The 23,983-nt window shown below is 61.0% G+C and carries 21 protein-coding genes and 4 pseudogenes; 9 read left to right on the forward strand and 16 right to left on the reverse strand.

Annotated elements, in window-relative coordinates:
• The first annotated feature begins 263 nt into the window (after window positions 1-263).
• From IVB40_RS09680 to IVB40_RS09690, 3 genes are all read left to right on the forward strand, one after another.
• Window positions 264-2,108: a glycoside hydrolase family 15 protein gene (locus IVB40_RS09680; protein WP_247819519.1), complete on the forward strand. Its 1,845-nt coding sequence runs from the start codon at window positions 264-266 to the stop codon at window positions 2,106-2,108.
• Window positions 2,105-2,977 carry an SDR family oxidoreductase gene (locus tag IVB40_RS09685; RefSeq protein ID WP_247353729.1) on the forward strand — a complete coding sequence of 291 codons (873 nt, stop codon included), beginning with the start codon at window positions 2,105-2,107 and terminating at the stop codon, window positions 2,975-2,977. Before IVB40_RS09680 ends, IVB40_RS09685 begins: the two co-directional genes overlap by 4 nt.
• A 555-nt stretch (window positions 2,978-3,532) precedes the next feature.
• Window positions 3,533-4,012, forward strand: a complete 480-nt coding sequence (locus tag IVB40_RS09690; RefSeq protein WP_247818729.1) for a hypothetical protein — start codon at window positions 3,533-3,535, stop codon at window positions 4,010-4,012.
• A 180-nt stretch (window positions 4,013-4,192) separates the two neighbouring features.
• On the opposite strand, the gene IVB40_RS09695 is transcribed toward IVB40_RS09690, so the two are convergent.
• Complete coding sequence (locus IVB40_RS09695) at window positions 4,193-4,615, reverse strand: hypothetical protein (RefSeq protein WP_247818730.1); 423 nt, start codon at window positions 4,613-4,615, stop codon at window positions 4,193-4,195.
• 15 nt (window positions 4,616-4,630) lie between these two features.
• Window positions 4,631-4,828 (reverse strand): annotated as a pseudogene (locus tag IVB40_RS09700) (hypothetical protein).
• A gap of 227 nt (window positions 4,829-5,055) precedes the next feature.
• On the opposite strand from IVB40_RS09700, the gene IVB40_RS09705 reads away from it, so the two are divergent.
• Complete coding sequence (locus IVB40_RS09705; RefSeq protein ID WP_247818731.1) at window positions 5,056-6,420, forward strand: carbohydrate porin; 1,365 nt, start codon at window positions 5,056-5,058, stop codon at window positions 6,418-6,420.
• A gap of 106 nt (window positions 6,421-6,526) precedes the next feature.
• Here IVB40_RS09705 and IVB40_RS09710 read toward each other — a convergent pair whose 3' ends face one another.
• The 4 genes from IVB40_RS09710 to IVB40_RS09725 all read right to left on the reverse strand — a co-directional run bounded on the left by IVB40_RS09710 (window position 6,527) and on the right by IVB40_RS09725 (window position 9,132).
• Window positions 6,527-7,042 (reverse strand): DUF1003 domain-containing protein, encoded by a 516-nt coding sequence (locus IVB40_RS09710; RefSeq protein WP_247818732.1) that lies wholly within the window; start codon window positions 7,040-7,042, stop codon window positions 6,527-6,529.
• Between the two features lie 2 nt (window positions 7,043-7,044).
• Window positions 7,045-7,488 carry a low affinity iron permease family protein gene (locus tag IVB40_RS09715; RefSeq protein WP_035961610.1) on the reverse strand — a complete coding sequence of 148 codons (444 nt, stop codon included), beginning with the start codon at window positions 7,486-7,488 and terminating at the stop codon, window positions 7,045-7,047.
• A 262-nt stretch (window positions 7,489-7,750) separates the two neighbouring features.
• The gene (locus IVB40_RS09720; protein ID WP_247818733.1) at window positions 7,751-8,791 is read right to left on the reverse strand and encodes a glycosyltransferase family 4 protein; all 1,041 of its coding nucleotides are present in this window, start codon (window positions 8,789-8,791) and stop codon (window positions 7,751-7,753) included.
• A 131-nt stretch (window positions 8,792-8,922) separates the two neighbouring features.
• The gene (locus tag IVB40_RS09725; protein WP_247398554.1) at window positions 8,923-9,132 is read right to left on the reverse strand and encodes a hypothetical protein; all 210 of its coding nucleotides are present in this window, start codon (window positions 9,130-9,132) and stop codon (window positions 8,923-8,925) included.
• 337 nt (window positions 9,133-9,469) lie between these two features.
• Between IVB40_RS09725 and IVB40_RS09730 the strand changes: the two genes are divergently transcribed.
• Window positions 9,470-9,886, forward strand: a complete 417-nt coding sequence (locus IVB40_RS09730) for a hypothetical protein (protein ID WP_247818734.1) — start codon at window positions 9,470-9,472, stop codon at window positions 9,884-9,886.
• Between the two features lie 337 nt (window positions 9,887-10,223).
• Here the strand turns inward: IVB40_RS09730 and IVB40_RS09735 are convergent, their stop codons facing one another.
• Window positions 10,224-10,595, reverse strand: coding sequence for a nuclear transport factor 2 family protein (locus IVB40_RS09735; protein WP_247818735.1), 372 nt, complete (start codon window positions 10,593-10,595; stop codon window positions 10,224-10,226).
• A gap of 308 nt (window positions 10,596-10,903) precedes the next feature.
• On the opposite strand from IVB40_RS09735, the pseudogene IVB40_RS09740 reads away from it, so the two are divergent.
• Window positions 10,904-11,522 (forward strand): annotated as a pseudogene (locus IVB40_RS09740) (response regulator transcription factor).
• A 177-nt stretch (window positions 11,523-11,699) separates the two neighbouring features.
• On the opposite strand, the gene IVB40_RS09745 reads toward IVB40_RS09740, so the two are convergent.
• Window positions 11,700-11,843: a hypothetical protein gene (locus IVB40_RS09745; protein ID WP_247818737.1), complete on the reverse strand. Its 144-nt coding sequence runs from the start codon at window positions 11,841-11,843 to the stop codon at window positions 11,700-11,702.
• Between the two features lie 194 nt (window positions 11,844-12,037).
• Here IVB40_RS09745 and IVB40_RS09750 point away from each other — a divergent pair.
• Window positions 12,038-13,436: pseudogene (locus IVB40_RS09750) on the forward strand (TAXI family TRAP transporter solute-binding subunit).
• 216 nt (window positions 13,437-13,652) lie between these two features.
• On the opposite strand, the gene IVB40_RS09755 reads toward IVB40_RS09750, so the two are convergent.
• Window positions 13,653-15,527, reverse strand: a complete 1,875-nt coding sequence (locus tag IVB40_RS09755) for an alpha-amylase family glycosyl hydrolase (protein WP_247818738.1) — start codon at window positions 15,525-15,527, stop codon at window positions 13,653-13,655.
• Window positions 15,524-17,842 (reverse strand): family 16 glycoside hydrolase, encoded by a 2,319-nt coding sequence (locus IVB40_RS09760; RefSeq protein WP_247818739.1) that lies wholly within the window; start codon window positions 17,840-17,842, stop codon window positions 15,524-15,526. The genes IVB40_RS09755 and IVB40_RS09760 overlap by 4 nt, the downstream gene beginning before the upstream one ends.
• Before the next feature lie 678 nt (window positions 17,843-18,520).
• On the opposite strand from IVB40_RS09760, the gene IVB40_RS09765 reads away from it, so the two are divergent.
• Together IVB40_RS09765 and IVB40_RS09770 are read left to right on the forward strand one after the other, a co-directional pair.
• Window positions 18,521-18,742, forward strand: coding sequence for a hypothetical protein (locus tag IVB40_RS09765; protein WP_027516267.1), 222 nt, complete (start codon window positions 18,521-18,523; stop codon window positions 18,740-18,742).
• Window positions 18,743-18,795: 53 nt separating this feature from the next.
• Window positions 18,796-19,171: pseudogene (locus IVB40_RS09770) on the forward strand (hypothetical protein).
• A gap of 787 nt (window positions 19,172-19,958) precedes the next feature.
• Here the strand turns inward: IVB40_RS09770 and IVB40_RS09775 are convergent.
• From IVB40_RS09775 to IVB40_RS09800, 6 genes are all read right to left on the reverse strand, one after another.
• The gene (locus tag IVB40_RS09775; protein ID WP_247398534.1) at window positions 19,959-20,399 is read right to left on the reverse strand and encodes a hypothetical protein; all 441 of its coding nucleotides are present in this window, start codon (window positions 20,397-20,399) and stop codon (window positions 19,959-19,961) included.
• A gap of 343 nt (window positions 20,400-20,742) precedes the next feature.
• Window positions 20,743-21,165, reverse strand: coding sequence for a hypothetical protein (locus IVB40_RS09780; protein WP_247818740.1), 423 nt, complete (start codon window positions 21,163-21,165; stop codon window positions 20,743-20,745).
• Between the two features lie 127 nt (window positions 21,166-21,292).
• A complete protein-coding gene (locus IVB40_RS09785) occupies window positions 21,293-21,616 on the reverse strand; it encodes a DUF1476 domain-containing protein (RefSeq protein WP_247818741.1) in 324 nt (107 codons plus the stop codon).
• Between the two features lie 154 nt (window positions 21,617-21,770).
• On the reverse strand, window positions 21,771-22,088 hold the full coding sequence (locus IVB40_RS09790) for an XRE family transcriptional regulator (protein ID WP_247398526.1): 318 nt from the start codon (window positions 22,086-22,088) through the stop codon (window positions 21,771-21,773).
• Window positions 22,089-22,152: 64 nt separating this feature from the next.
• Window positions 22,153-23,490 (reverse strand): sorbosone dehydrogenase family protein, encoded by a 1,338-nt coding sequence (locus IVB40_RS09795; RefSeq protein ID WP_247398523.1) that lies wholly within the window; start codon window positions 23,488-23,490, stop codon window positions 22,153-22,155.
• The gene (locus IVB40_RS09800; RefSeq protein ID WP_247398520.1) at window positions 23,487-23,894 is read right to left on the reverse strand and encodes a DUF2231 domain-containing protein; all 408 of its coding nucleotides are present in this window, start codon (window positions 23,892-23,894) and stop codon (window positions 23,487-23,489) included. The genes IVB40_RS09795 and IVB40_RS09800 overlap by 4 nt, the downstream gene beginning before the upstream one ends.
• Window positions 23,895-23,983: the final 89 nt, after the last annotated feature.

Consider the following 23,983-nt stretch of genomic DNA (forward strand, 5'->3'; position numbering starts at 1 on the left):
TCCAGAGGCCTGCTTACTCCTCGGTGCTGCCAGGCACGCCTCAAACGGCGGGTTCTTTTCGTCGGCGAAAAGGGGCCTTCCATTCAAATGCGGGTGCTGGGAGTGGTGAGGGCCGGCGGACATGTTACGGCGGCGATACGGCGCGGTGCTGATACCATCCCTTCTGTTTCCGCGTTGCCAGCGCTCTAGACGAAAGTACATGCTCGGGACCACCTGAACGCGGAACTGGAGGGCGCGGCTTTCCATTGACCACCAAGGGTGTCCTGATGGCCCGGATCGAAGATTACGCGCTTATTGGCGATTGCGAGACCGGCGCACTGGTCGGGCGCGACGGCTCAATCGATTGGCTCTGTTTCCCGCGGTTCGATTCCGATAGCTGCTTCGGGCGGCTCCTGGGAGACGAGAAAAACGGATACTGGAGCCTTCGCCCGGTCGACGGATATACGAACGAACGTCGCTACCTTCCTGGCACGCTGATCCTGGAGACCGTCTTCGCGACTAAAACCGGCCGCGCGCGTCTCCTCGACTTCATGCCGCCGAAGACTGGCGTGTCGAAGGTCGTCAGGATCGTTGAGGGCCTTGAAGGATCCGTCGAGATGCGGAGCGAACTGGTCGCACGGTTCGACTATGGGGTCAGTGTACCCTGGGTGAGCCGCCTGGAGGATGGCGCGGTCAGCTTGGTCGCGGGAGCGTCCATGCTGGTGCTAAGAACGGGGGTGCCGCTGCACGGCAAATCGATGAAGACAGTCGGCGCGTTCTCCGTCGGACAGGGCCAACGTGTTGCCTTCGTTCTCTCCTATCAGACATCGTATGAAGATCCAGCGGCTCCTGGCGATCCGTCGCTTCTCCTGGATCGTACGGAAAGTTTCTGGCGCGATTGGTCCAGCCGCTGTGAAGCGGCGGGGCCCTATTCCGACCAGGTTCTGAGATCTCTCATAACTCTCAAGGCACTGACGTTTGGACCCAGCGGCGGGATTGTCGCTGCGCCCACAACCTCGCTTCCAGAGCAAATTGGCGGTTCTCGCAACTGGGATTATCGCTTCTGCTGGGTCCGCGATGCCACGCTAACGCTGTTGGCTCTGATGGGGGCCGGCTACTACGACGAGGCGCGCGCTTGGCGAGACTGGCTCATCCGCGCGGTGGCGGGAAGCCCGAACCAGCTGCAGATCATGTACGCGGTTACAGGCGAGCGCAGGTTGACCGAGTGGGAGGTACCTTGGCTTTCGGGATACGAGAACTCAAAACCTGTGCGTATCGGGAACGCGGCCCACACTCAGCTTCAGCTTGATGTCTATGGCGAGTTGATGGACGCCTTATACCAGGCGCGCCGCGGCGGCCTGCGCGAGAACAAGCGAGCCTGGGCAATCCAATGTGCCCTCCTCGATCATCTCAAAGGAATTTGGACAGAGCCGGATGAAGGTATCTGGGAAGTGCGAGGCGGCGCCAAGCACTTCACCTACTCGAAGATAATGGCGTGGGTCGCTTTCGATCGCGCCATCAAATCGGCCGACGAGTTCGGGATGCACGGTCCCGTGGACGATTGGAAAGCGCAGCGCGCCGCCATTCAGGAAGATGTCTGCCAACGCGGCTACGATGAACAGCGGAAGTCCTTCGTTCAGGTCTACGGTGAGTCCCAGCTCGATGCATCCCTGCTGCTGATCCCGGCGATAGGTTTCTTGCCGCCCGAAGATCCGCGGGTGATCTCGACCATTGAAGCTATCGAACGCGAGTTGCTCAAGGACGGCTTTGTGCAGCGATACGATACTAAGGCGGCCAAGGACGGCCTGCCGCCTGGCGAAGGGATGTTTCTGGCCTGCAGCTTCTGGCTCGCGGATGCCTATCACCTGATCGGCCGCGATGCTGACGCCAAGGCATTGTTCGAGCGTCTTCTTACTCTGCGCAATGACGTCGGGCTGCTGTCGGAAGAGTACGACACAGAGCGAAATCGGTTGGTCGGCAACTTCCCCCAGGCCTTCTCTCACATCGCCCTGGTGAACACCGCTCATAATCTCACTCACCGCGAAAAGCCTTCCGAGCATCGCGGTGGCAAGAAAGCGCTTCCGAGCAAGGAGCAGGAAAGTAAGGGCACCACGAGGAGGCAAGTATGACAGAGAAGCCGATTGATGCTGCTGCCTCAGCCGGTCCGGAGGCGCGACCTCAAGGTCCGGTTCGCTTTCCAGTCGTGCTGGAAGGGCAGCCTGCGCTGGTGACGGGAGCGAACTCGGGAATCGGGCGCGCGGTGGCCCTTGGGCTCGCGGCCTCTGGCGCTGATGTAGTTGTCAACTACGTCGTTGACCCACAAGCAGCGGACGATGTGGCCCATCAAGTCGAAGCGCTTGGCCGGAAGGCGATCGCTATCAAGGCCGACGTCAGCAACGAGGAGGACGTCCAGTCGATGTTCTCCAGCGCTATAGGTCACTTTGGAACGCTGCACATCGCGGTGAACAATGCCGGATTGCAGCGTGATGCGCCGTTTCACGAGATGACGCTCCAACAGTGGAACAAAGTCATCGGCGTCAATCTCACCGGCCAATTTCTCTGCGCCAGAGAAGCGATCCGTGAGTTCAAGAGACGAGGTGTAGTGAAGAACGTGTCAGCGGCAGCGGGCAAACTCGTCTGCATGAGCTCCGTCCATCAGGAGATCCCTTGGGCGGGTCATGAGAACTATGCAGCCTCAAAGGGCGGCGTCATGCAGATGATGCGAAGCCTGGCGCAGGAAGTTGCTCCGCTGGCGATCCGGGTGAATGGCGTCGCTCCTGGAGCCATCCGTACCCCGATCAACCGACCCGCCTGGGAAACCAAGGAAGCCTACGACAGCCTGATGACACTCGTCCCCTATCGGCGCATCGGTGAGCCAAATGATGTCGCGCAAGCGGTCGCCTGGCTGGTTTCAGATGCGGCCGACTACGTCGTTGGCACCACCTTGTTCATCGACGGCGGCATGATGCTTTTCCCCGGCTTTACAAGTGGGGGATAGCCAAAGCTTACGATTCGCAACGAAAGTGTAGGGGGCTCAATCGGAACGGCCAAAGCATGCGGGTGTTGCGGCATGGGGCCTTCGGTAAGAGGAGGAATGAGCATTGCCAAATGGCGCACGCGCAATGGGCGCAGGCAAGATCGCCCGCGAGGTAGCGAGAGCACTGGCGTCCGCTCTGAAGCGCCAATCCATCTCTCCGAAAAAGGGTCATAGAAAAGAGGAAAAAGCACTGAGCCAGACCTCGCGACCGCTACGCCCCGAAAAGTAGCCGTAGCTCCCATGGCCATCTGGCTTACTGCGGGTCTTTGGGGGCTGCTTGGGGCCTCATCATTGCTCCTGGGAGCAGCGGTCGCATTCGTATTCAGGATGCCTCGCTACGTTACTGCAGCGATCATGTCTTTCGGCTGCGGCGTGCTGATTTTCGGCCGTGGCCCGTGACCTTCTGGAGGACGGATACCAGGAAGGCGGTATCTGGCCCATCATTGCGGGTGCGATCGCTGGCTCTGCCGCCTATGCTCTTTCCGATTGGGCAGTCTCTCTCGACAAGGAGCGCGCTTGCGCAAGCGGTCCGGCGGCCAGCAGGTCAACGCCGGCGAAGGCGGAGGCCTGGCGATTGCCGTCGGCTCACTTCTCGACGGTATTCCGGAAAGCGTTGTCCTGGGTTTGGGGCTGTTGAGCGGAAAGGGCATCAGCATCGCCATGCTCGCCGCTATCTTTCTGTCCGACTTCCCAGAGGGGCTTTCTAGTGCGCTCGGCATGCGGGCCGCTGGCCGTTCGGCTACCTATATCTTTGGATTTTGGGGCGCGATCACCATCCTTTCGGGAGTTGCCGCCGCCTTAGGAGCAGCTTTCCTGGGCGGCGCTGCTCCTCAGGTCGTTGCTACCGTAAGTGCCTTAGCTGCGAGCGCTCTTCTCACGATGGTGGTAAACACCATGGTGCCGGAAGCTGCCGAAGGCGAACAGAAGCTGGCTGCCGTGCTCGTGGTTGTCGGCTTGCTCGCGGCCTTCGCGCTTTCTAACCTCGGCGAAACGTAGAAGGGCGTTAGGCGCCTTCTGAATCAATCAGGTGTTGTCGGCCCACCTGCGATTTCAGGCGCGGCTTAGAGGTCAGCCGCCTTCGCGTAGGTACGCTTCGGGCTCGGGACTCATGGATAGTCCGCGCCAATCTAAGCCGCCGGACTTTGTCTGGGGCTAGTTCTCGCCCTCGATCTCGCCTCAGGAAGCGTTCGCCCTTGCTCGCTCGCGAGCCTCCCGACGGCGTTCGCGGCGTTCGCGCCGCCGCTTGGCACGGTCAGCAGGCTGCCGGAACGAAGGAACGTGACTTGGAGGGGCTATCACAGCCGCAGCGTCCTCGAGCAAAGGAGCTTGGACGGGTGCGGGCGCAGCGGGGCGGGTTTCCATGAACTCGAGCACCACCCGTCCCTTGGCGGTGATCTGCCACCCGCCGCTGGTTCGTTCGACCAGCCCGTGTGAAAAGATGTCGAGATCGGGCGCCCGTGCGGCGAGGCGCTTGGTCCGGTCCGCCCAATCGCGGCCGCTGGTCGCCAGAATGGCCATATCGCGCTTGAGGTCATCCATGACGGCGAAGCCGTCCGGATAGCTCACCAGGATCTTCAGCACCGTGACCTGGAAATTCACGCCCGCCTCGACCGATCAGCGCCAGATCGTGGACGCCCGCCAAAGGGCGTCACGGCCGGCTGCGTGAGTTCGTCCTGCGATATCTCGCCTCTGGTCGCCGCCTCCAGTATCTTTGAGGCGACATGGCTACGCGGTACGATCTCGCGCTGCGAAACGCTCGCAGACCTCGTCCAAGACCGCGTGCAATAGCGCAGTGGTTGCCGCATCGAACATCAATGCTCCCCAGAAAGCGAAAGTCCCACTATAGCCAACATTTCGCACGGCGCGACTCAACAAAGTTTCGATCGCGATAGGCCAAGCCAGCTGGTCTGACCGTACCTTCGGAAGATGCCTGCACGGTAGACTTGCCTTGCAAGATCGGGCAATTCGTAAGGCTATCTTCGAGATCAGGAACTCGCATGTGGAGACCTCAGCGATTTTATAGGCAGGTCGTTCTTTCGATGTCGGTCCTCTTGCTCCTGGCGGCCGGTGCCGCCGCCCAGGAGGATAAGAAGACCGACGACGACAAGCCTGCCGATCCGGATACGGGTGAGAGCACGGTGGAGGAAAAGACGCTCGGTCTTCTGCCCAATCCGCTGCAGAAGTACGGCGTGAAGTTCGCGGCCACTTACATCGGCGAGGCGTTGGGTAACGGTTCCGGCGGCCTGAAGCGGGGCCCTATCTACGAAGGCCGTCTCAACCTTGCGGTGGATGTCGATCTGCAGAAGCTCGTCGGCATCGACAAGCTCACCTTCCATGCCAACATGTTCCAAATCCATGGCGACGGCCTCTCCCGGAGCAATCTTCAGAACTTCTTTGTCGTCAGTGGAATCGAGGCGCTGCCCTCAACGCGTCTCTACGAAGCGTATTTCGAGAAGCAGTGGGGCGCGAAGAGGATCTCGCTCAAGGTGGGTCAGCTTGCCGCCGACAGCGAATTCTTCAACACCAAATATACAGACGTGTTCACCAACGCCTCGATGGGTTGGCCTGCGATCACGTCGCTCAATCTTCCCAGCGGCGGACCTTCGCCACCTTTGGCGGCCATGGGCGCAAGGCTACTGGTCAACGTGACCGACCAGCTCTCCGTTCTGGGTGGGATCTTCGACGGCGACCAAACAGGACCGGGATCGGGCGACCCGCAGGAGCGCAATCGCTACGGCGTGAATTTCCGCGTCAACGATCCGCCGTTGCTTCTAGGTCAGATCCAGTACGCCTGGAACAACACGAAGGGCGATCCCAACCTGACCGGCCAGATCAAGTTCGGCGGCTGGCGGCACTTCGGCTCATTCGCCGATCAACAGCTCGCGTCTAATGGCGCCTCGCTCGCCTCTTCCGGTAGCACCGGCCCGCCCTTATCGCTGGCAGGAGACATCGGTGGTTGGGCCGTCTTCGAGCAACAGATTTACCGCGTGCCTCACAGCGACGATCGCGGGATCGGTGTGTTCGCAAGGGCCGCCGGCGCGCCCGCTGATCGCAACCTGATCGACCTATACGCTGATGCCGGCGTCGAGTTCATCGGGCTTTGTGATGACCGGCCAGATGACAAGTTCGGGATCGCCGCGGGCTATGCCCATGTGTCCAAGCGGGCGCAGGCGCTCGACGCCGACTACCGCACGCTGGTGAATCCCAACTGGCCCTCGCGAAACTTTGAGGGATTGCTGACGACGGTCTACCAATACCAGATAAAGGACGGCTGGTCGTTGCAGCCGAACTTCCAATACATCATCCATCCCGGCGGCGGCGCTACGGGGCCGGCGACGCCATTCGCCGGAAAGGTCCTCAAAAACGCGTCGGTGTTCGGTCTTAGGACGACGTTAAAATTCTAGCACCGTGCGCATCGCACGGACTCTGCTCCAGGAAGAGCTCGTGCAGATGAACACGATGGCGCAGATGGCATCAGAGCGACCCCATGTCGTCTTCCGGGCGGACATCTCATTGAGCCTTTTCAGCCTGCTCGCGCTCGCGCAAGCCTCGGGCAAGTTGATCAACAGACGTCTCCTGCGCCAATTCGTCTTGTTGGCAATCCTCGTCATCGACATTCAGCCGCCTGGCAAGCTTCTGCAATATTCTCAAAGATCGCGTCGCCTCCCGTTCAGAGAGCAGATTAATCTGAAGTTCTAGACGATCCCGCTTCTCCAAGATGCGGTCGGTTGCATTTTGGCGAATGAGGACACAGGAGGTGAGAAGTACCGCCTCCCGCGCGAGGAATGTCCCGAGCAGCGGGAACGGGAATGGATCAAGCGCGCGATCGGGGAATACCCCGCCGAACGCAATCCAACACACCACCGCCGCGCACTGCAGCACAACGAACTGCGGAGTTCCCGCAAACGATCCGATTGCATGAAAAACACGATGATGAAGAGCGATCTTTTCCTCATCCTGCTTTTCAAGGCGCAGGATGGCGTCGATATTTTCTACCGGTCTTTTCGATGATGCCGACGCTGACATGGTCAGGTGGCGATCTGCTCGGCGGCTCGCCGCGCTGACTGTCGGGTCCGGTCGAGTGTCTCATCTCCGGCTTTTTCGGCCTTGGCACGCGCTTCACATTTCGAGCGAAGCTCCTCAATCTCATCGTCTGTGAGGTGCTCGATTCCCACGAGACTATTGCGCGCTGCGCTCACGCGAATGAGTTCGTCAAGCTTTACCTGAATGGCGGCGCTGTCCCGGTTTTGCGAATTCTGAATCAGAAATACCATAAGGAAAGTTACGATTGTGGTCCCAGTATTAATGACCAACTGCCAAGTGTCCGAGAACTGGAAGAGCGGGCCGCTGATGCCCCATACGACCACCACACCCGCGGCTAACAGGAAGGTCGAGGCGCGCCCCGCCGCAAGCGAAGTCTTGTTCGCCAAGTCACCGAAGAATTTTGAAATCGGCGATGGTTCGTGTCTCATGATTTTAACCTCTACCACCGACCACAATGTTGTGTTGGGGCAAAAAGTTCCGCGTTAGGAACCGTGGTCTCCGGCATACTCTGTGAAATGCTTTTCGCGGGCGCTCCCGAGAGAACGTATTACGAGCGATCGCGGAGTACGTCCCAAGCCGCGCCCCTTTGGAGCCGACCTCAACCATAGAATTCCACTTTGCCCCTGACTCGGAACGGATGGCCAAGGATTCGATTCCTGCCGGCTCATAAGTCAGCCGCGGAAAAATCTCTCACGCGGAGGGTCCTCCACGAGCGATCAGGTTGCGATATCGGGCCTCGTACTCCTTCGCCATCCGGCTTGCGGCGAAGCACTCCTCGAACCGCGCGCGGACCACTCGTCTGTCCAGCCGGCCCAGTTCTTTCACTGCCCTGATCGCCTGTTCCTCACCATCGACGATGAAGCCGGTCACTCCGTCCTCAACCACCTCCGGCACCGAGCCTGATCGATAGGCGATTACGGGCGTCCCGCACGCCATCGCCTCGATCATGACCAGACCGAACGGCTCAGGCCAATTGATCGGAAACAGCAGGCCCGCTGCGTTGGCGAGAAACGGCTGCTTCTTCGCGTCGTCGACCTCGCCGACGAGCTGAACCGTCTGGCCATCGATGATCGGCTCGAGCTTGTTCTTGAAGTAGGCCGTCTCCGCCCGAGGGATCTTGGCGGCTATGCGCAGCGGCATCCGGGCCGCGCGCGCGATTCGTATGGCGTCCTCCGGACCCTTGTCCGCCGTCAGCCGCCCCAGAAAGGCCAAGTACGAACCTGGTTCGTAGGAGGGCCTAAACATATCCTTGGGCAGTCCGTGCTGGATCGTCGCGATCCAGTTCGCGTCCGGAAGCGGCCGACGCTGGTCGGCGGAAATCGAGACGAATGGAGCGTCCGCAAAGGCACCGATTACCTGGGGCAGGCCGGGCAGATCGAGCCGACCGTGCATCGTCGTCAGGAAAGGCACGCCGGTCCGGCTCAGCACCGGAAGAGGCAACCAGTCGACGTGGGAGTGGATCACGTCGAAGTCGCGCGCGCGCTCGGCGATGGCCTCGATCAGAAGCGCGCAGGCGGCGTTCGGATCCGCACCCTTCCGCCCCAGGCGCAGTGCGCGCGGCCACACCGCGTGGAGCTTTCCCTTCGTCTTCGAGTCCCCGCTTGCGAACAGGGTGACCTCGTGTCCGAGTTCGACCAGTTCGTCGACCAGCCAGGCGATCACACGCTCGGTGCCGCCGTAGAGCTTTGGAGGTACGCTCTCGGCCAACGGAGCAAGCTGGGCAATCCGCATCGGCTAGGCCCCCAACACGAACCGCAGGACCGTCACGATCGTCGCGGAAATGAGCGACGAAATCGCAAGCAGCGTCCAATTGGGTCTCGTGCTTCCCCCTGCCACGCGCGCTGCGAGCGCCTTCACGGCCGTCAACATCCGTCTCGAGAAAGCCGCTGCAGGTAGGCTATTCCGAAGCCTGCGAGCTCTTCGCTATCGCTTGCGCGCGCTTCCGACCTGCTGTGGAGGTGACGCTCCAGCAGGCAGCGCCGGCTGTCGTGCGCATCGACCTCGGGGTGCCGCGCCCGGTACACCGTCCAGGCGGTCTCCGCGGCGTTCTTCAAGACGACTTCGTCGACCATACTCACTCTCTCCAGAGACCGAACCCAGTCGCTGCCAACTCAAGGCGCTCCGGAAAGTTTCCGGATTTTCCCGACAGTAGACGAAGGGAGGAAGCTCAGGATGCTCTGACATGCGCCCGCGTACGTGCCGCACGCCGGCGCTGCAGGCGTTGGCTTCGGCCGGACCTTCTGAATGCAAGGTGGTAGTCGTCGGGGTTGCGGCGGTCGGCTCCGCACTGGAGCTTCGCGCGCCGTCTCTGGCGGCGAGGATTCCATGGCCCGCGCCGCCCGGGCAGCTGCAACCATTGCCGCTTTTTCCCGTTATCGGTAGGGCGCGAGCAATGTGAAAGGAATCTCGATGAAGAAGATCGCGATGTCGGCGCTGATGGTCGGCGCTCTTGGTCTATCCTCGGTGGCCACCATCTCTCCTGCCGAAGCGCACTGGCGAGGTGGCTGGGGACCGGGCATCGCTGGCGGTCTGCTGGCTGGCGCCGTAATCGGCGGGCTTGCCTCGTCGGCTTATGGATGGGGACCTGGCTACGGCTACTACGGTGGCTCAGGTTACTACGGCGCAGGCTATTACGGCGGGCCCTATGCCTACGACTACGGCTACGACGAGCCCTATCGCTGGGGCGGTGGTTACGCCACCACGACCTACTACACGGCGCCCGTGTCTTACGGCTACCGGTACCGCCGAGCCGTGCGGCCCGCTTACGCCTATTACCGCGGAACATATCCGGTCGTGGGGCACCGCTGGCACGATCACCGCTGGTGAACACGAGCCGAACGGGCCGCGCTCCGGACGGGCGCGGCCTCTTCGTCTGCAGAAGCAAAACTCCTTCCGTTTACCGCCAGCCGCCGGCAAAGAAGTCAAGCGGGTCCAACGCCAACCGTTGGTCGGCTGGCATCGTCCTCGGCTTGGTTGGCCGCCTTCTTTGCGGATGAGTCTCCGCGTGCTTGCGAACCCAGGGCGTCCTTCTTCGGCGGAAGCCGCCGGGGCTGGCGGCCATCGCCGCAAGCACGTCGCTCGAAGGTCGTCCGTCTGCTTCAGTAGTCGGGTCCGCGTTCGCCAACACCAGAGGATCGGATCGCTGACGCGTAACCCGATTTGGCTAGGCCGCCTTAACTCTGGCGCTCTTGCGCCCGAGAGGTACGCAGAGCGTTCTGGAAATGCCACCTTGAGCATCGAACCAGAATTTCGTACTTACTGTGCTGCCGTCGTAATCGCGGTAGTCGAGGCGAACGCACTCCTGCTCCGGAAGGACTTCGTCGAGTTCGAACGCCGCTTCTGTTGCGCCGCGGAGCTTGCCTGGCCAATAGCGAAGCAAGCCGGAACGTCCGATGAACCGTTCTCCGCTGCAGCAATCAAGCGTCGCCTGATCCGCATAGAGCGCCAGCAAATCCTCCAGACGACGCTCGCGACACGCGTCCAACCAATCGATCACGATTCCGATGGGATCGAACCCAGTTCCCAAACCAGACATTCTCCACCTCACAGTTGTCCCGGTGGCAGGGTTACATTGGGCCGCGAGACTTGAATGACGCATGAACCGTCGGTTCTGCTCCCGTTTACGTCCGACCAGAATGACGTCTGGCTCGCGATCAATTGGAAAGCTACAGCGCACTATGCGCGATCAAGCGGGATGGCCGCCTCGCAGTCGGCGAGGCCGGCGCCAACTGACTTCAAAACACGCCACCAAAGGTACCGGCAGCGAGCCGTCCCCCTTAGATCTTTGAACCATTATTGCACTCACGACGTTCTCCACAACTGGAGGAGGCAACGGCCGTGCGAATGAGGACCGGATCGTCATGCGTACTGATCGTCGACGACCATCCCGTGGTCGCGGCTGGATGCCGGGCCTTGTTCACTTCAGACGCTTCCGTCGAGATACTGGAAGCTGCCGATGCGAAGGCCGGGCACCGCGCCTATCTGCAGAACCATCCCGACGTCACGGTGGTGGATGTAAGACTCCCCGACCTCACAGGGTTCGAGTTGACGCGCCGGATCCGCAAAGACGATCCGGCTGCAAGATTCGTCATGCTCAGCGTGAACGAAGATCCCGCTTTCGTGGTGCGTGCAGTCGAAATGGGCATCCAGGGGTATGTTTCGAAGAGCGACGATCCTCGATCCGAAAAGTCGCTGCGGGCGAGCGTTTCGTCTCGCCTTCGCTTAGCCGAAGCGACCAACTTCGCCGGTGCGGCCATCAAGGCGAGTCCTTTGACGCAGATGAGCTCGCGTGAACTGGAGATCTTGCGGCTTCTGGGCCGGGGCGACCGGATCTTGGAAGTCGGCGTCAGAACTCGGCCTCTCCTACAAGACCGTGGCTAACGTTACCTCCGCGCTCAAGACCATTGGCGCCAAAAGCCACTCTGACCTCGTCCGGATCGCGGTCGAGGTCGATCTTCACTGATCAAGCGACATCAACATGTCGGTTCGCGCATCCGTCGGAAAGACGCGAGGACCCATGCCCGCAGCGAAAGGATCGCCGTCCATAGTTTCGCAAACCAGGGAATGGTCAGCAGCTTGGGCTTAGCGATTGCGAAAAGCCGTTCGAGGAAGACTAAACTGAGTAGGTAGCAAGACACGATCATCGTCGTTCCGGCGAGCCAGTGGCCTTTTCCTGCAACGGCGACCGCGACCATTTCAGCGGCTCAACGGTCGCCGTCGGCACGGCCAACAGAAACAGCGACGGATAGGCGCCGAGACCTTGGATGCGGCTTTTTAGGCTCATGGGCCTCCTGCCTACAAACCGCGGAGCGGAAGTCCTTGTTCCTTGAAGGACGATTGCCACTTGGACGCGCCGAAGGTGCCAAGCTATTGAGGAGAGGAAGGCCCTCGCATCGGTGCCATGCGGAATCAGCTCCTGACCTTATGGTCAGACACCGGTTTGCCCAAGTCGCCCAAATTTTATACCGAGTCCGCTGAATGCCAGCCTCCAATCCAGCACACAATGCTATCGAAAGGCGCCAACGAAGGTTGCTGATCGTATTGGCGCTGGGATTTGCTGCCTTCGGCGCCGCGGCGGCGGCTCTCTACGTCCTGTTGCAGCCCGAGACCCTCCACATCGCCGTCGGCCCCGCAGGCAGCGACGACCATCAGGTTGTCCAAGCGATGGCAGAGGCTTTCGACGAGGAAAGCAGGACTGTCAGACTGGCCCCGATCACGACTGCAGGAGCGGCCGAATCCCTGGCCTTCTTGGGCGCCGGCAAAACCGATCTGGCAATCGGTCGCGGCGACCTTCCCATGCCGGCTGACGCGCAGACGCTGGCCGTCGTGCGCAAAAACTACGTCGTTATATGGTCCGCGTCCGGACGAGCAGGCAAAAACTCAAAGAGGAAGGCCACGGGGAAGATCGGAGAGATCGCCGATCTGGCGGGTCATAAAGTCGGCATCATCGGAAGAACCGGCGCCAACCTCGCGCTCCTGCGCACCATTTTAGTCGGCTCCGGCGTGGATCCGGACAAGGTTACGACGGCCCAATTCGGGACTGAAGAAACCGAAAAGCTTGCGCAAGACGCCACTCTCGATGCGCATCTCTCCGTCGGTCCGCTCGACAGCAAGATCACTGCCGACGCGATCGCCGCGACCTCGCGCTCGCGCGGAGCGCCCAAGTTTCTTCCGGTCGAAGCATCGGAGGCTATTGCCCTGAGGCACGGCCGCTACGAAGCGGAGGAGGTTCCGGGCAGTGTCTTCAGCGCGAATCCGGCTTGGCCGGAGGACAAGGTCGACACGATCAGCGTCAACCATCTCATCCTGGCCAGAAAGGAATTGTCGGAAGCCAAGGCCGCGGCCTTCTATCGGCAGCTCTTCGCCGTCCGAGACACGATCACGCAACGTGTGGCAGGCGCTGCGCACATCACGAAGCCCGAGACGGAGAAGGAGGCAGAGCCCTCCGTGCACAGGGGCGCCGCAGCGGTCATCAACGGGACCGAGCGGACCTTTCTGGACAAGTACAGCGACTATTTCTGGTTCGCCTTGCTTCTGCTTTCCGGGATCGGTTCGGCTGCTGCCTGGCTGCGTCGCTGAACCGGGACGAACGGGACGACAGCAACAGTCATCGCAACCGCATCCTCGCCGCGATCTCCGAGGCTCGCGCTGCAGGGCCGAACAGGACCTTCTGACGCGGCAGCGAGAGGTCGACGCGATCGTCGGCGAAACCCTCAATTGCTACGATGATGGGGCGATCGAACAAGAGGAATTGACCGCATTGGGTCTGTTACTAGAGCTGTTCAACCATGCCATGGCGGAAAGGCGAGCGACGCTGCAGAGTGGCTCCACTGAAGAAGCAAGGGCCTTGGGTCCAACCCTTGCCTCTCGTCGATAGGCAGACCCCGCGAAGGTAGGACCGCACAAAAGCATGCGAGCGAGAGCCCTATTGCTATCTGGGCGTCAGCTCGGACACGGGCCGCTTCGCAGGCTCGCCGTCAGGTTTCTTTTCGCTCGATCGTGGTGCCGATAATTGCTTTGGAACGTGCCGCATCGCAGCCCTGCGGCATCAAACACTGCGGCCGAGCGCGACCTCGTCATGGCACTTTGGGGCCTACGTCAGTGTCCAAATCCGTCCGTAGTGCGAGGGAATGTTCAACCAGATCTGCTGCAGCGCAGGAACGTTTTTCAGATCGAGAGTGCCACCATGCAGCTCTTCGACGTAGTCCCCGGCTATCGTAAACCAGAACGGGACGATCCGGTCAGTGTCTCCAAAATTCACGGCGACCAAGGTGTAGCGACCTGCGTCGTAGCGGGCGAACAGAAGAAGACCGAACTGCTGATACCGGTCCCAGTCATTGAAGAAGAAGTACGTGCCCTCACGAATGTGGTCGCGCTGCCGCCGGATGCGCAGCAGCTTGCGGACCAGGCTCACGATCGACCGGCCGGACGCATCGTAGAAGAAGTCCCACCGCATCGGCCGCAGGAGCGAGACGCGGCCCATTCCGAAATCGGGCAGAAAATAGTTCTCGGCGAATTCCTCACCTTGCCAGAGCATCGGAATCCCCTTGCTCATCAGCAGGCCGATTAAATAGGGCTGCAGCATGTACCAGCGCGCCCGGTCGCCCTCGGCGAACAGAGGATTGCCAGCTTCGTCGGGATTGGAGGTGCCGAAATTGCACAGAAAGCGCTCGTGATCGTGATTCTCGATGTACTGGAGCGCGGTCTTGGGGATGTCGTCGCCGTTGACGGTCTCCCGGTCGGGGTAGCCGAAGAGACCAAGCTGCAGGCCGAGGTCGGCGAGCCAGCCGCGATCCCCCTGGGCTACCGCGCGTGCCGCGCCATAGGTGCCGTTCTGCCACGTGCAGTTGGAATAGGTCGAGCGCAGCACGTCCTCCGGAGCTTCGAGCTGTTCGGCCATCTGCACGAGGGTCAGCGGCCTGCCGGCCGCTCCGTCGAAGCGGCTCCAGTACGGGCGACCTGCCGCGAGGTTCGCCTTGGTCAGCTGGTGCGTCTCATAGACCAGGCTCGCATAGCCCACGCCCATCGGCCCGTCCCAGTAGTTCGGGACGCAATCGTAACGGAAGCCGTCGACGTGATAGACCTCCAACCAATGGTGATTTGCCGTGTAAAAGAAGTCCCGCGTGATCGCCCGATTGAAATCCGTGCTCTTGCCGAAGTTGCTGAAGTAGTCCTTGGCAAACGGCCCCATGAATGGATTATCGCGGTACCGCAACCGCGTGTACGCGTCGTAGTACGGAAAATCCACGCCGGTATGGCCATAGACGACGTCCACGATCACCGCGATCCCGTCCTGGTGGCAGATGTCGACTAGCTGCTGGAAATCCGACCGCTTGCCGAAACGCTCGTCGACGCCGAAATAGCCGATCGGCAGATAGCCCCAATCGACCGAGTTGCCGACGTTGGACAGCGGCATGATCTCGATGGCGTTGATCCCGAGGTCGGCGAGGTAGGCTACCAGCCCGCGAGCGCGGTCGAGGTCGTTGCCAAACTCGGCGATGTTCACCTCGTAGAGGATCAGGTCTGCCAGCGCCGGCGTACGCCATTGCGCCTCGCCGGCACTCCAGAGGTAGGGCTGATAGGCCAGGGTGAAGGTGGATTGCCTGCCGGCACCGAACTCGCGCGCAAAGGGATCGATGATCCAGTCGAGCGTTCCGACGTTCGGGTTGGTGATGGTGTAGCGATAGACATAGCGGCCCGGACTGCCCCAGGCCGAGCCCGGCACCGCGGGCGGCGTCCCGGCGACGGGGACCGTGACCGACCAGAAGTCGCCATATGGAGCACGAACGCTGTGCGCCAGCCCAAACTCCCGGGCCGGCATCTCCTGCAGGAACTGGTCCGCCTCATGGATGATCTTCACGGTGACGACGTTGCCGTCGGCCGCCGACACCCAGGGCATCCAGAGTCCGAACGTCACCGCGCCGTTGCTTTCCACGGCGCCCAACGATCCGAGTGGCATCAGGTTCATGCCACGAGACCCTCCAACGACTTCCACTGAATGTTGCGAAAGAGCACGCGACCCGTATGAGTTTGCAGGCCGATGAAGCGCGGGTCCTGAGCGGTGGACGGCAGCCCGCGGCGCGGGGACTGCGGATCGCCCGCGAAATGGAAAATGTTCACCGTCTGCTCGTTCAGCGCGACGGTGATGTCCGCACCATCGACGGTGATCTCATAGCTGTTCCATTCTCCCACCGGATGGACCGTCAGCGGACCGTCGGTCGGCCCCTTGAAGGAGTAGACCGCACCCGTCCTGTGGATGGGCGCATTGTCCGGCCGGGCCAGTTCGTCGATCTGAATCTCGAAGCCGAAGTTGACGCCGACATAGGCCGTGTTGTCGTAGCCCTCGTTCCGGGGGTCCGGGAAGCCGATGAAGACGCCCGAATTGTCGTCCGGCGCCGTCATCATCCATTGCAGCCGCAAAACGTAGCGAGGTGGCGTCGGGCGCTTCAGCCAGAGCAGCCCCAGATCGGTCCCCGTTCGTGCCTCGAGAACGCCGCGCCGTACCCGGAACGAGCCAGGGTCGTCCCGACCCGGCTGGTTGCTGATCGTCGACATTGTCCAGTCCCCCAGAGAGGTGCCATCGAATAGCGTCTCGAAACCCGCCTCGGCCACGAAGGCTGGAGGCGTCATGATCATGTCGCCGGTGCGGCGCGATAGCGCTATCCCGGTCAGCATCGGGTTGGGCGAACCGATGCTCGGGAATAGCGCCGGGCCGGCCGCATACAGGTTTTCGGTGTGATGGAAGCGTCCGTCGCCGTCCGTGACGCTCGCGGTCGGATCGGTGCCCATCCAGAGCGTCCCGGCTTCATGATGCGTCGTCCCGAGCCCGTCCTGGTTGCTCTGGAGCACCTGCATGGGCTGACCGTTGGCGAAGGCGTCGGCGACCTTCTGCATCGCGGCATCCATGGCGGCCCAGAGATCCTGATCGCGCTGCGTCGGTGTCAGCGCAACCGATGCGCGACGAACGCCGTATTCGTCGGCCCGCGAGCTCAGATCAACGCGGCTTGGATGAGCGGCGGAATTGGCCGGATCGGCGGGCTCCATTTCTCCGAGCCCTCTGATTGCAATTGCGACATGCGTGTCGGTCGAGGTCTTCAGCTGATCGAAAAAGTCGACATCGGGCACCTTGCGGTAGAGCTCGTCCTCGGCGCCGATGGTGTTGCCGCCGCCGCTTGCGGAGATCTGAAGGTGGAAGTGGCCGATCAGATCACCATTCGAGCGCGTGGCTCGTCCCTTCAAAAATAGGGCCGCGGTCTGCAGCTCGTTCGCCGCCGGCGAAAGCCCGGAAATCGCCGACCGTGGTACGCGGATGACAAGGTTCGAGCGAAGGTGCGCAATCAGATTCTTGCCGATGAGCGACAGGGTCGGAAGTCCGGTGGCATCGAACGATGCGAGAGCCAGCCGCGCGTTCTCGATCGTGCCGAGCGCGATGACGACGGCACCACCGGGTGCCAGATCTATCGGACCTCGAGTGGTGTCGATGCCTGAGATGCGCCAAGTCCCTGCCGAGGTAGGAACGCTGCGCAGCGTCAACACATGCGTGTCCGGCAGTACCATGAATTCTTTGACGGAATCACTGCCGTTGGAGTCGCTCGCCGCGGTCCGGGCCGCCTTCATCAGCAGCGGAACGACGCTGAACTTGTTCAGCGGGAAGAATCCCGCGTGTGGTGGGCGCGCCTGCACAGCGAGCGGCGCTTCCAGCTTCAGCAGGTTTAGCAGGTCGTTTTGCGAAAGTCCGCCGCTCGACGACAGGCCAAGCAACTGTGCGGGGTCGGCGCCCGACTTCAGCAGCGGAGATGGCGGGAGCGCGTCGAGCGCGAACGCTCCGGGCACGCTCGACAAACTGTCGAAGAGCCGGCGACGCAGCGCATTCTGCAATTCGCCGAAAATGAAGTCGTTCGCCTCGTCGACACCGATCTGGCGAGAACTCTCATCGAAATAGCGGCTGTTCAGATCGGCTACGGTGTTTGCGGGCCAACCCAACATCTCCTCGTCCAGCAGACGAGGCGACCAACCGCCCCAATAGAGCGATCTGCCCCCAAGCGTGTACGCTAGTCCTTTGAAGGGAATAGTCGACTTCCATGGAATTCCCCAGACCTCGTTGCGTGGGGGCTCCGGCTGCGGCAGGCTTTCGTTCAAAAAGAACGGATTAGCCGGATCGGCAAACCCTTGGATCCCCGTGTTCTGAACGTGCTCAGGGACGGTGAACATCCCGGCATCGACGACCAGCGTCCTCAATCCGCCACCCGTCTGTTTCTGCCGGAACCACAAATGCTCAGCCATCGCAGAACCGAACGTCCCGCCTCCCACGATGATGAAATCGAACGGACGCCCGCCTGCGGATTTCCAGGAATCGACCTCCGCGAGATTGTTGCAGAGATAGCGGCCTTGGATGTCTTTGGTGAACGAGGTCGTTTCCGCTGTGATTGGCATTGCCCGTCTCCTGGTGCAATCCTCGGACTCGCCAGCGTGTTAAGACACGGTCTCCTTCAACCCCAAATGAGCTAGTTCACACATTGCCCTTCTTTCAGTGCCCCCGGTGCGACGACGGCCTCTTAGGCCGCCAAGTTCCAAATCCTCGCACAAGAGCCCGGAACCTGTTCAGTCAGAAACGCTGAAGCTCCGCCGAACTTCGCGCAAGCTGCTGGATACCGTCCACGCCCCCAGCCCTGCTCCGCTACTATGTCGCCAGCCACCGAACTGGTTGCGGCATTCGGCTTTGCCATCTCGATCACCTTGAAGGATGCGGACCAACTTTCGACCAATGGCCATATCCGGTGACGCTGTGGCGGGCTGATGCTGTTCGCCGAAGTCCAAAACCTGCGCCCCGGCTTGCGGGCCATCTGCGTACAACCATACCGAAGCCTAGGTTACGAGGCGCGAAGGGTAGTAGCTTTGGTGCGATCGAGGAACTTCGGAGCTTCAACAATATTCTGTCATGATCAACAAGGAGGGATCCGCATGCCGATCCAGACCGTGATGGACAGTACCGGCGACAGCCGTCACTTCTTCGATGCGGACGATGCCGGGGAAGTAGCCAAGGCGGAGCAGCGATTCCGCGAGCTGACGAACGTCGGCTTCACCGCCGCGGTCCGGACCGGTTCAGGTCAGGTGTCGCGGATCCGATCATTCGACCCCACTGCGGAAGAAACTCTCTTCTTCCCCAGGCTGGTCGGCGGCTGAATCGCTGAGCCGTGTGGCTGTTCAGGCGGTCGCGGCCGGGTGAACGCTCACGGATGAGGGCTGCAAAGGCGCTGTTCATTAGACACGGTGCCGAGTGGACTCCGGAAGGACGCGCGCTGCTGCTGCGGCATTACCTCTCGCCTGTCCAACGGCGGCAACTCGCGGAGAAGGGTTATTTCGAGGTAATCGGCGGCGACACGGGCAACCGCTACAGAATCTATGCGGGAGCGGCTGCGAATGTCTGCGAGATCGGCGAAAACGGCCGTCCAAGGATCGGCTTGTGTTTCCTGCCCGTTGGCGGCCTTCCGATTGGAGACGTCATGCTGGCCCAGAAGATCGCGCTCGAAACGTGCGAGGGCAGCGCGCTCGCAGTAGCCCGAAAGTTCACTCAGCGGTTTCTTGTTCAGCCGGTCCCGCCCGCTTCGATAGCCGCGGCGTTGCGTCGCGCGTCGGTGGCGTCGCGTGTTGCCCATCGCCGCTGGCAAACCGCAGCGGTAGGCCTGGCGATAGGTAGAGTGGAAGTGGTCCCACTCAGGGCCCGACAGCCGCCTTGACCCAAGCCGGACATTGAATGCCAAACGCTGGCGTTCCGCACATCTCTGCCAGGAGGTGGTTGCAATAACCATATCTCAGATCCGCATCGAGGATGGCCAAGCTCACCGGCGCGAGGTGAAATACCTCTGGCTCAGTCGCGGCCTTGTTGTTGGTGACCTGGTGTGACACATGAACTCCATGGCCCTACCGCGACGTCACAGAGGCCCAAAGATACAGCACACACTGCTCCAGAACCTCACGCGTCGCGAGAAGTCCCTTACAGAGGGGTGCGGGAACTACCTCGGGGGCCGAGAAGGCAGCATTCGCGGGATGACCGATCGGCTGCCGGTTCAAGGCCGAGCAGATGACCTCGATCGCGGTAGTCTAGTGCTCCAATCGGCACGCAGGCGACGAACTGGCGCTCGGAGAAGGAGCTGTCGAGCTCGGCTCGAACCGGATGCGCGTTCCACAACTGATCACGAAGGGAGCTGCGAGATCAGCGGTTCTCACGGAAGCATCTACCTTGACGCCCCTAAGAGGCGCGAGGCACGGCCACTTCAGCGGAGCCAAGGCTGGGGCGAGAACGGGATGGGTAACATCCTCAAGGGACCTCGCAACTGACCAGGACGCAACCCGACACCGGAGCGGCGACCATTACGTGAGGACAGCGTGTCCGTTCAACTCACTCGCGGTAACGACAAAATTCGTCGCCGTTTTCATATTCAAAGCAGATTTTGACGCGGCGCCGCGGCCGATCCTCATCGCGGAATCGCGAGCGACGGTCCATATCTTCATCATCACGCTGCGTCCGCCAATTGCCGCCCGTGGTGCGATGGTCCATATCTTCCATCATACGTCCCATATGCTGCTGACGCATGCGGTCCATACCCGTGCGATCCTCATCGCGCTGTGTTGTCCAGTCTCGCTTAACGCGGGTATCTTCAGCGGCCTTACGCTCCCTCTCGCGCGCCTGATCGGACTGCTGCGGCGTACGGTCCGGCTGAACAGGAGTCGTCTGGGTCTCGTTCGAGCCGGGTGCAGTCTCGGGTTGTTGAGCAAGGGCGAAGCCGGAGACTAGGAAAGAGGAGAGGAACAGAACGGTCGCTGAAGCTGACTTACGCATGGCATATCCTCGTGGCAATTCTCCTCAACCGAGCGGGCCGACGGATTGTTTCTGCTAAGGCCGCACTTTTTTTAAGCTGCGCTGCAAGGTGGCAAGGAGGCAAGGAAGCGTCCGCTCAGCACAAGGCCGGCGGAAGGAGCCGCTCTCCGCCGATATTGCAGCGCGGAGCTAAACGCTTCCGGTTTGAAACGACAGGTGCTCTCGTCGGCGGAAACAGGCCCTCCATTCAAATGCGGGGTGCTGGGCGTGGTCAGGGTCGGCGGAGCGGTCGTGCCTGGGCATAGCGCCCGGGTTCGGCTCCCGTCCTCGCCATTTCGCGCCTTGCCGGCTCTGTAGGACCACTTCAGGAGGCGTTCGCCCTCGCTCGTTCGCGCGCCTCGCGCCGACGTTCGCGACGCTCGCGCCGCCGCTTGGCTCGATCAACGGGCTGCCGCAGCGGAGGAAGCTGCGTCGCAGCGACTACCGGAGCCGTAGCCTCCTCGACCAAAGGTGCCTGGATCGGTTCGGTCGCAGCGGGGCGGGCTTCCATGAACTCGAGCACCGCCCGTCCCTTGCCAGTGATCTGCCATCCGCTGCTGATGCGTTCGACCAGCCCATGGGAAAAGATGTCGAGATCGGGCACCCGTGCGGCGAGGCGCTTGGTCCGGTCCGCCCAATCGCGGCCACTGGTCGCCAGGATGGCCATGTCGCGCTTGAGGTCCTCCATGACGGCGAAGCCGTTCGGATAGCTCACCAGGATCTTGAGGACCGTCACCTGGAAGTTCACGCCCCGGCTCCGGATCAGCGCCACATGGTGGGTGCACGGGACAGGGCGTCGCGGCCGACCTTGCCTAAGGCCATCGAGCGCAACCTCGCCTCGGGTGGTAGCTTCCAGGATTTTCGAAGCGACGTGCTCATTTGCCAGCTTTGATCTCATCAACCGCACGGTCGATGAAGCCCTCCAAGGCGCCACGAACCTGGTCTTCATCAATAGGGACAGCTGCGGTTTTAAGATCGCTCATCACCTTGTGGATGATGTCACCGTCTCCGGGTTCCTCGAGGTCAACTACGACCACGGCATCTGCATAGGTTTCGGCGTCGCTCCCGGTCTTTCCTAGCTGAGCCGCCACCCACAGACCAAAAAGCTTGTTCCGGCGGGCTATGGCTTTGAATCGCAAAGTCTCGTCGTGCGCGAACTTGCGTTCGAATGCCTCTCTGCGACCACTGAAGTCAGCCATTTCTCTCTCTCCAATTGACAACCGAAAGCTGGACGTGTGACCCGCAATTGCGACGAGGGGAGGTGGTGAGCCACCACGTGCAGCATGGGCGGGTCAGGTTATTTGCCCCCCAATGAATGCGACGACTCACGGAGGTCGCTGAAACGGCCCCCTGTCAAGGCGCATCGTCTGAACGTACGATACCGCCTTCCCCTTCCAGTCGCTGGATTTGCCTTACGTCCTGCCGAGTGAATTTTAGTCGAACACCGGCACCCATGCCGTCCTGCTCATCAATAACGGCGACGCCGAAACTGTCGAAAGCGCGGGTGATCGCGTCCACCTCAGCTGCCGAATCGAGGCGGGCACTGCCGTTCGCTTCCATCAGAGCAAGGGTTTCTGCCGGCATCCCGGCAGCTTGCGCGAAACTCTCACGATCGACTCCGGTTAGGGCGCGCGCTGCCGCGATTAGGCGTCCTGTCATTTTCGTGTTCATATTGCGCCTCGCACTTCGATTTGAATAAGCACCCTCGCCAATGTTTGCAGATGCTCAGTACGCATTAGTGAGTTTGAATTGAACGAGCCTCGCCCGGAGGCGACGCTGCGCCGACGCGAGGTAAACCTGGCGTAATTCTCCAGACCGTGTTTGACAGATCATCTGCAACAATCAAGGCGCCCCGAGGATCGATCGTCACTCCCACTGGCCGGCCACGTGTCCTCCCGTCGTCGTTTAGAAAGCCTGACACGAAGTCGATCGGCTCGCCCGCGGGCCGTCCGTCGCGAAAGGGCACGAAAACAACTTTGAAACCGACTGGCACACGCCGATTCCAACTCCCGTGTTCCCCGACAAACGCTCCTTCGGCGAAGGGACCCATGGCCGAAGTGGAGAATGCCAGGCCAAGCGCCGCTACATGCGATCCAAGACTATAGTCGGGACGAAGGGCTGTTCTCACCTTTTCCAAGTCCTGCGGCTGTGTCCGCGGATCGACTGTCTGTCCCCAGTAACTGTAAGGCCAGCCGTAAAAGCCTCCCTCTCGCACAGACGTCAGGTAGTCCGGGACGAGATTGGGGCCAATTTCGTCTCGTTCGTTGACGGCCGCCCAGAGCTGGCCCGTTCTTGGCTGGATGGCAAGAGCACTAGGATTGCGAAGGCCGGTAGCGTAAACCTTGTGGGCGCCGGTTTGTGGATCGATCCGCCAAACCATGGCCCGGTCCACTTCAGCGTCCATTCCGCGTTCGGTGATGTTGCTGTTGGATCCGATACCGACATAGAGAAAGCGACCGTCGGGACTAGCGGCCATCGCTTTGGTCCAATGATGATTTATCGCCGACGGCAGTTCCGTAATCGTGGCGGGGGGGCCATTCGCGCGGAGCTGTCCGTCTTGATAGTCAAAGCGAACTAGCGAATCCTGGTTCGCGACGTAAATGGCTCCATTGATCAGGGCGAGTCCGTACGGTGCATTCAGATTGTCGGCAAATACGTTCCTGATTTCGTAGACCCCGTCTCCATCAGTGTCCCGCAATAATGTCAGCCGGTTGCCACCCTTGACCGAACTTTTGCCTAGGCTCTTGATGTAATTCGCGATCAAATCCTTAGGTCGCAACACAGGTGCTCCCCCGCCTGCCCCCTCGGCCACCAGAATATCCCCATTGGGAAGAACTAGCGTCTGACGAGGAATCTGGAGATCAGTGGCGATCGCTACGATCTTGTAGCCCTGCGGTACGGTTGGACGATCATTGCCCCAATCTATCGGCCTAGCGATGACCATCTCTGGGAGAAAGCCGCGCTGGGGTGCCGGCAATTCAGGATTTGAACCGTACTGAATCGGATTCGGCGCCTCGTCGCAGCCCGACAACACGGTCAGGAGAATGCCCGCCAAAACGCATATGCGGATCATTTGAGGCCTCCAGCGCTAAATCCGGAATAGCCGATCCAAGCAGCAGCGAATGATAAAATGGTGGCTACCGCCGACAGCAAGAGGCTTTCAGGCATTATCGCCCATGCATCCTTCGCGTGGACGAGAGCGTTGACGAAGCCCGTTAACCACATTGCCAGGAGCACGAGGAAATAACGGACTGCCCGGCTACCGCTGCCGAGAGTCGTCAAGGCCCAAAGCACGACGAAAGCGCCCGCGAACAATCCGCCAGCGATGAGCCATGACGAAAAGTTGGCCCATTGCACTTGAGCAGTTGACCAGTAGGCAAGATCGCTGAATAGCGCACCCAGGAAGAGAGGAAATGGAAAAGCAAGAAGAACCGCGTGAAGGGGGTGAATAGCCTTCGCATGAACCGAGGCAGACATAATAACCACAGTCTCACCTTTCGTGTCCGCGCCCGCGTCGAAGGTTGCCCAATACTATGACGCACGTGATGATTGTCAACGAACCGACG

The organism is Bradyrhizobium sp. 40 (assembly GCF_023100925.1).
GTDB lineage: Bacteria > Pseudomonadota > Alphaproteobacteria > Rhizobiales > Xanthobacteraceae > Bradyrhizobium.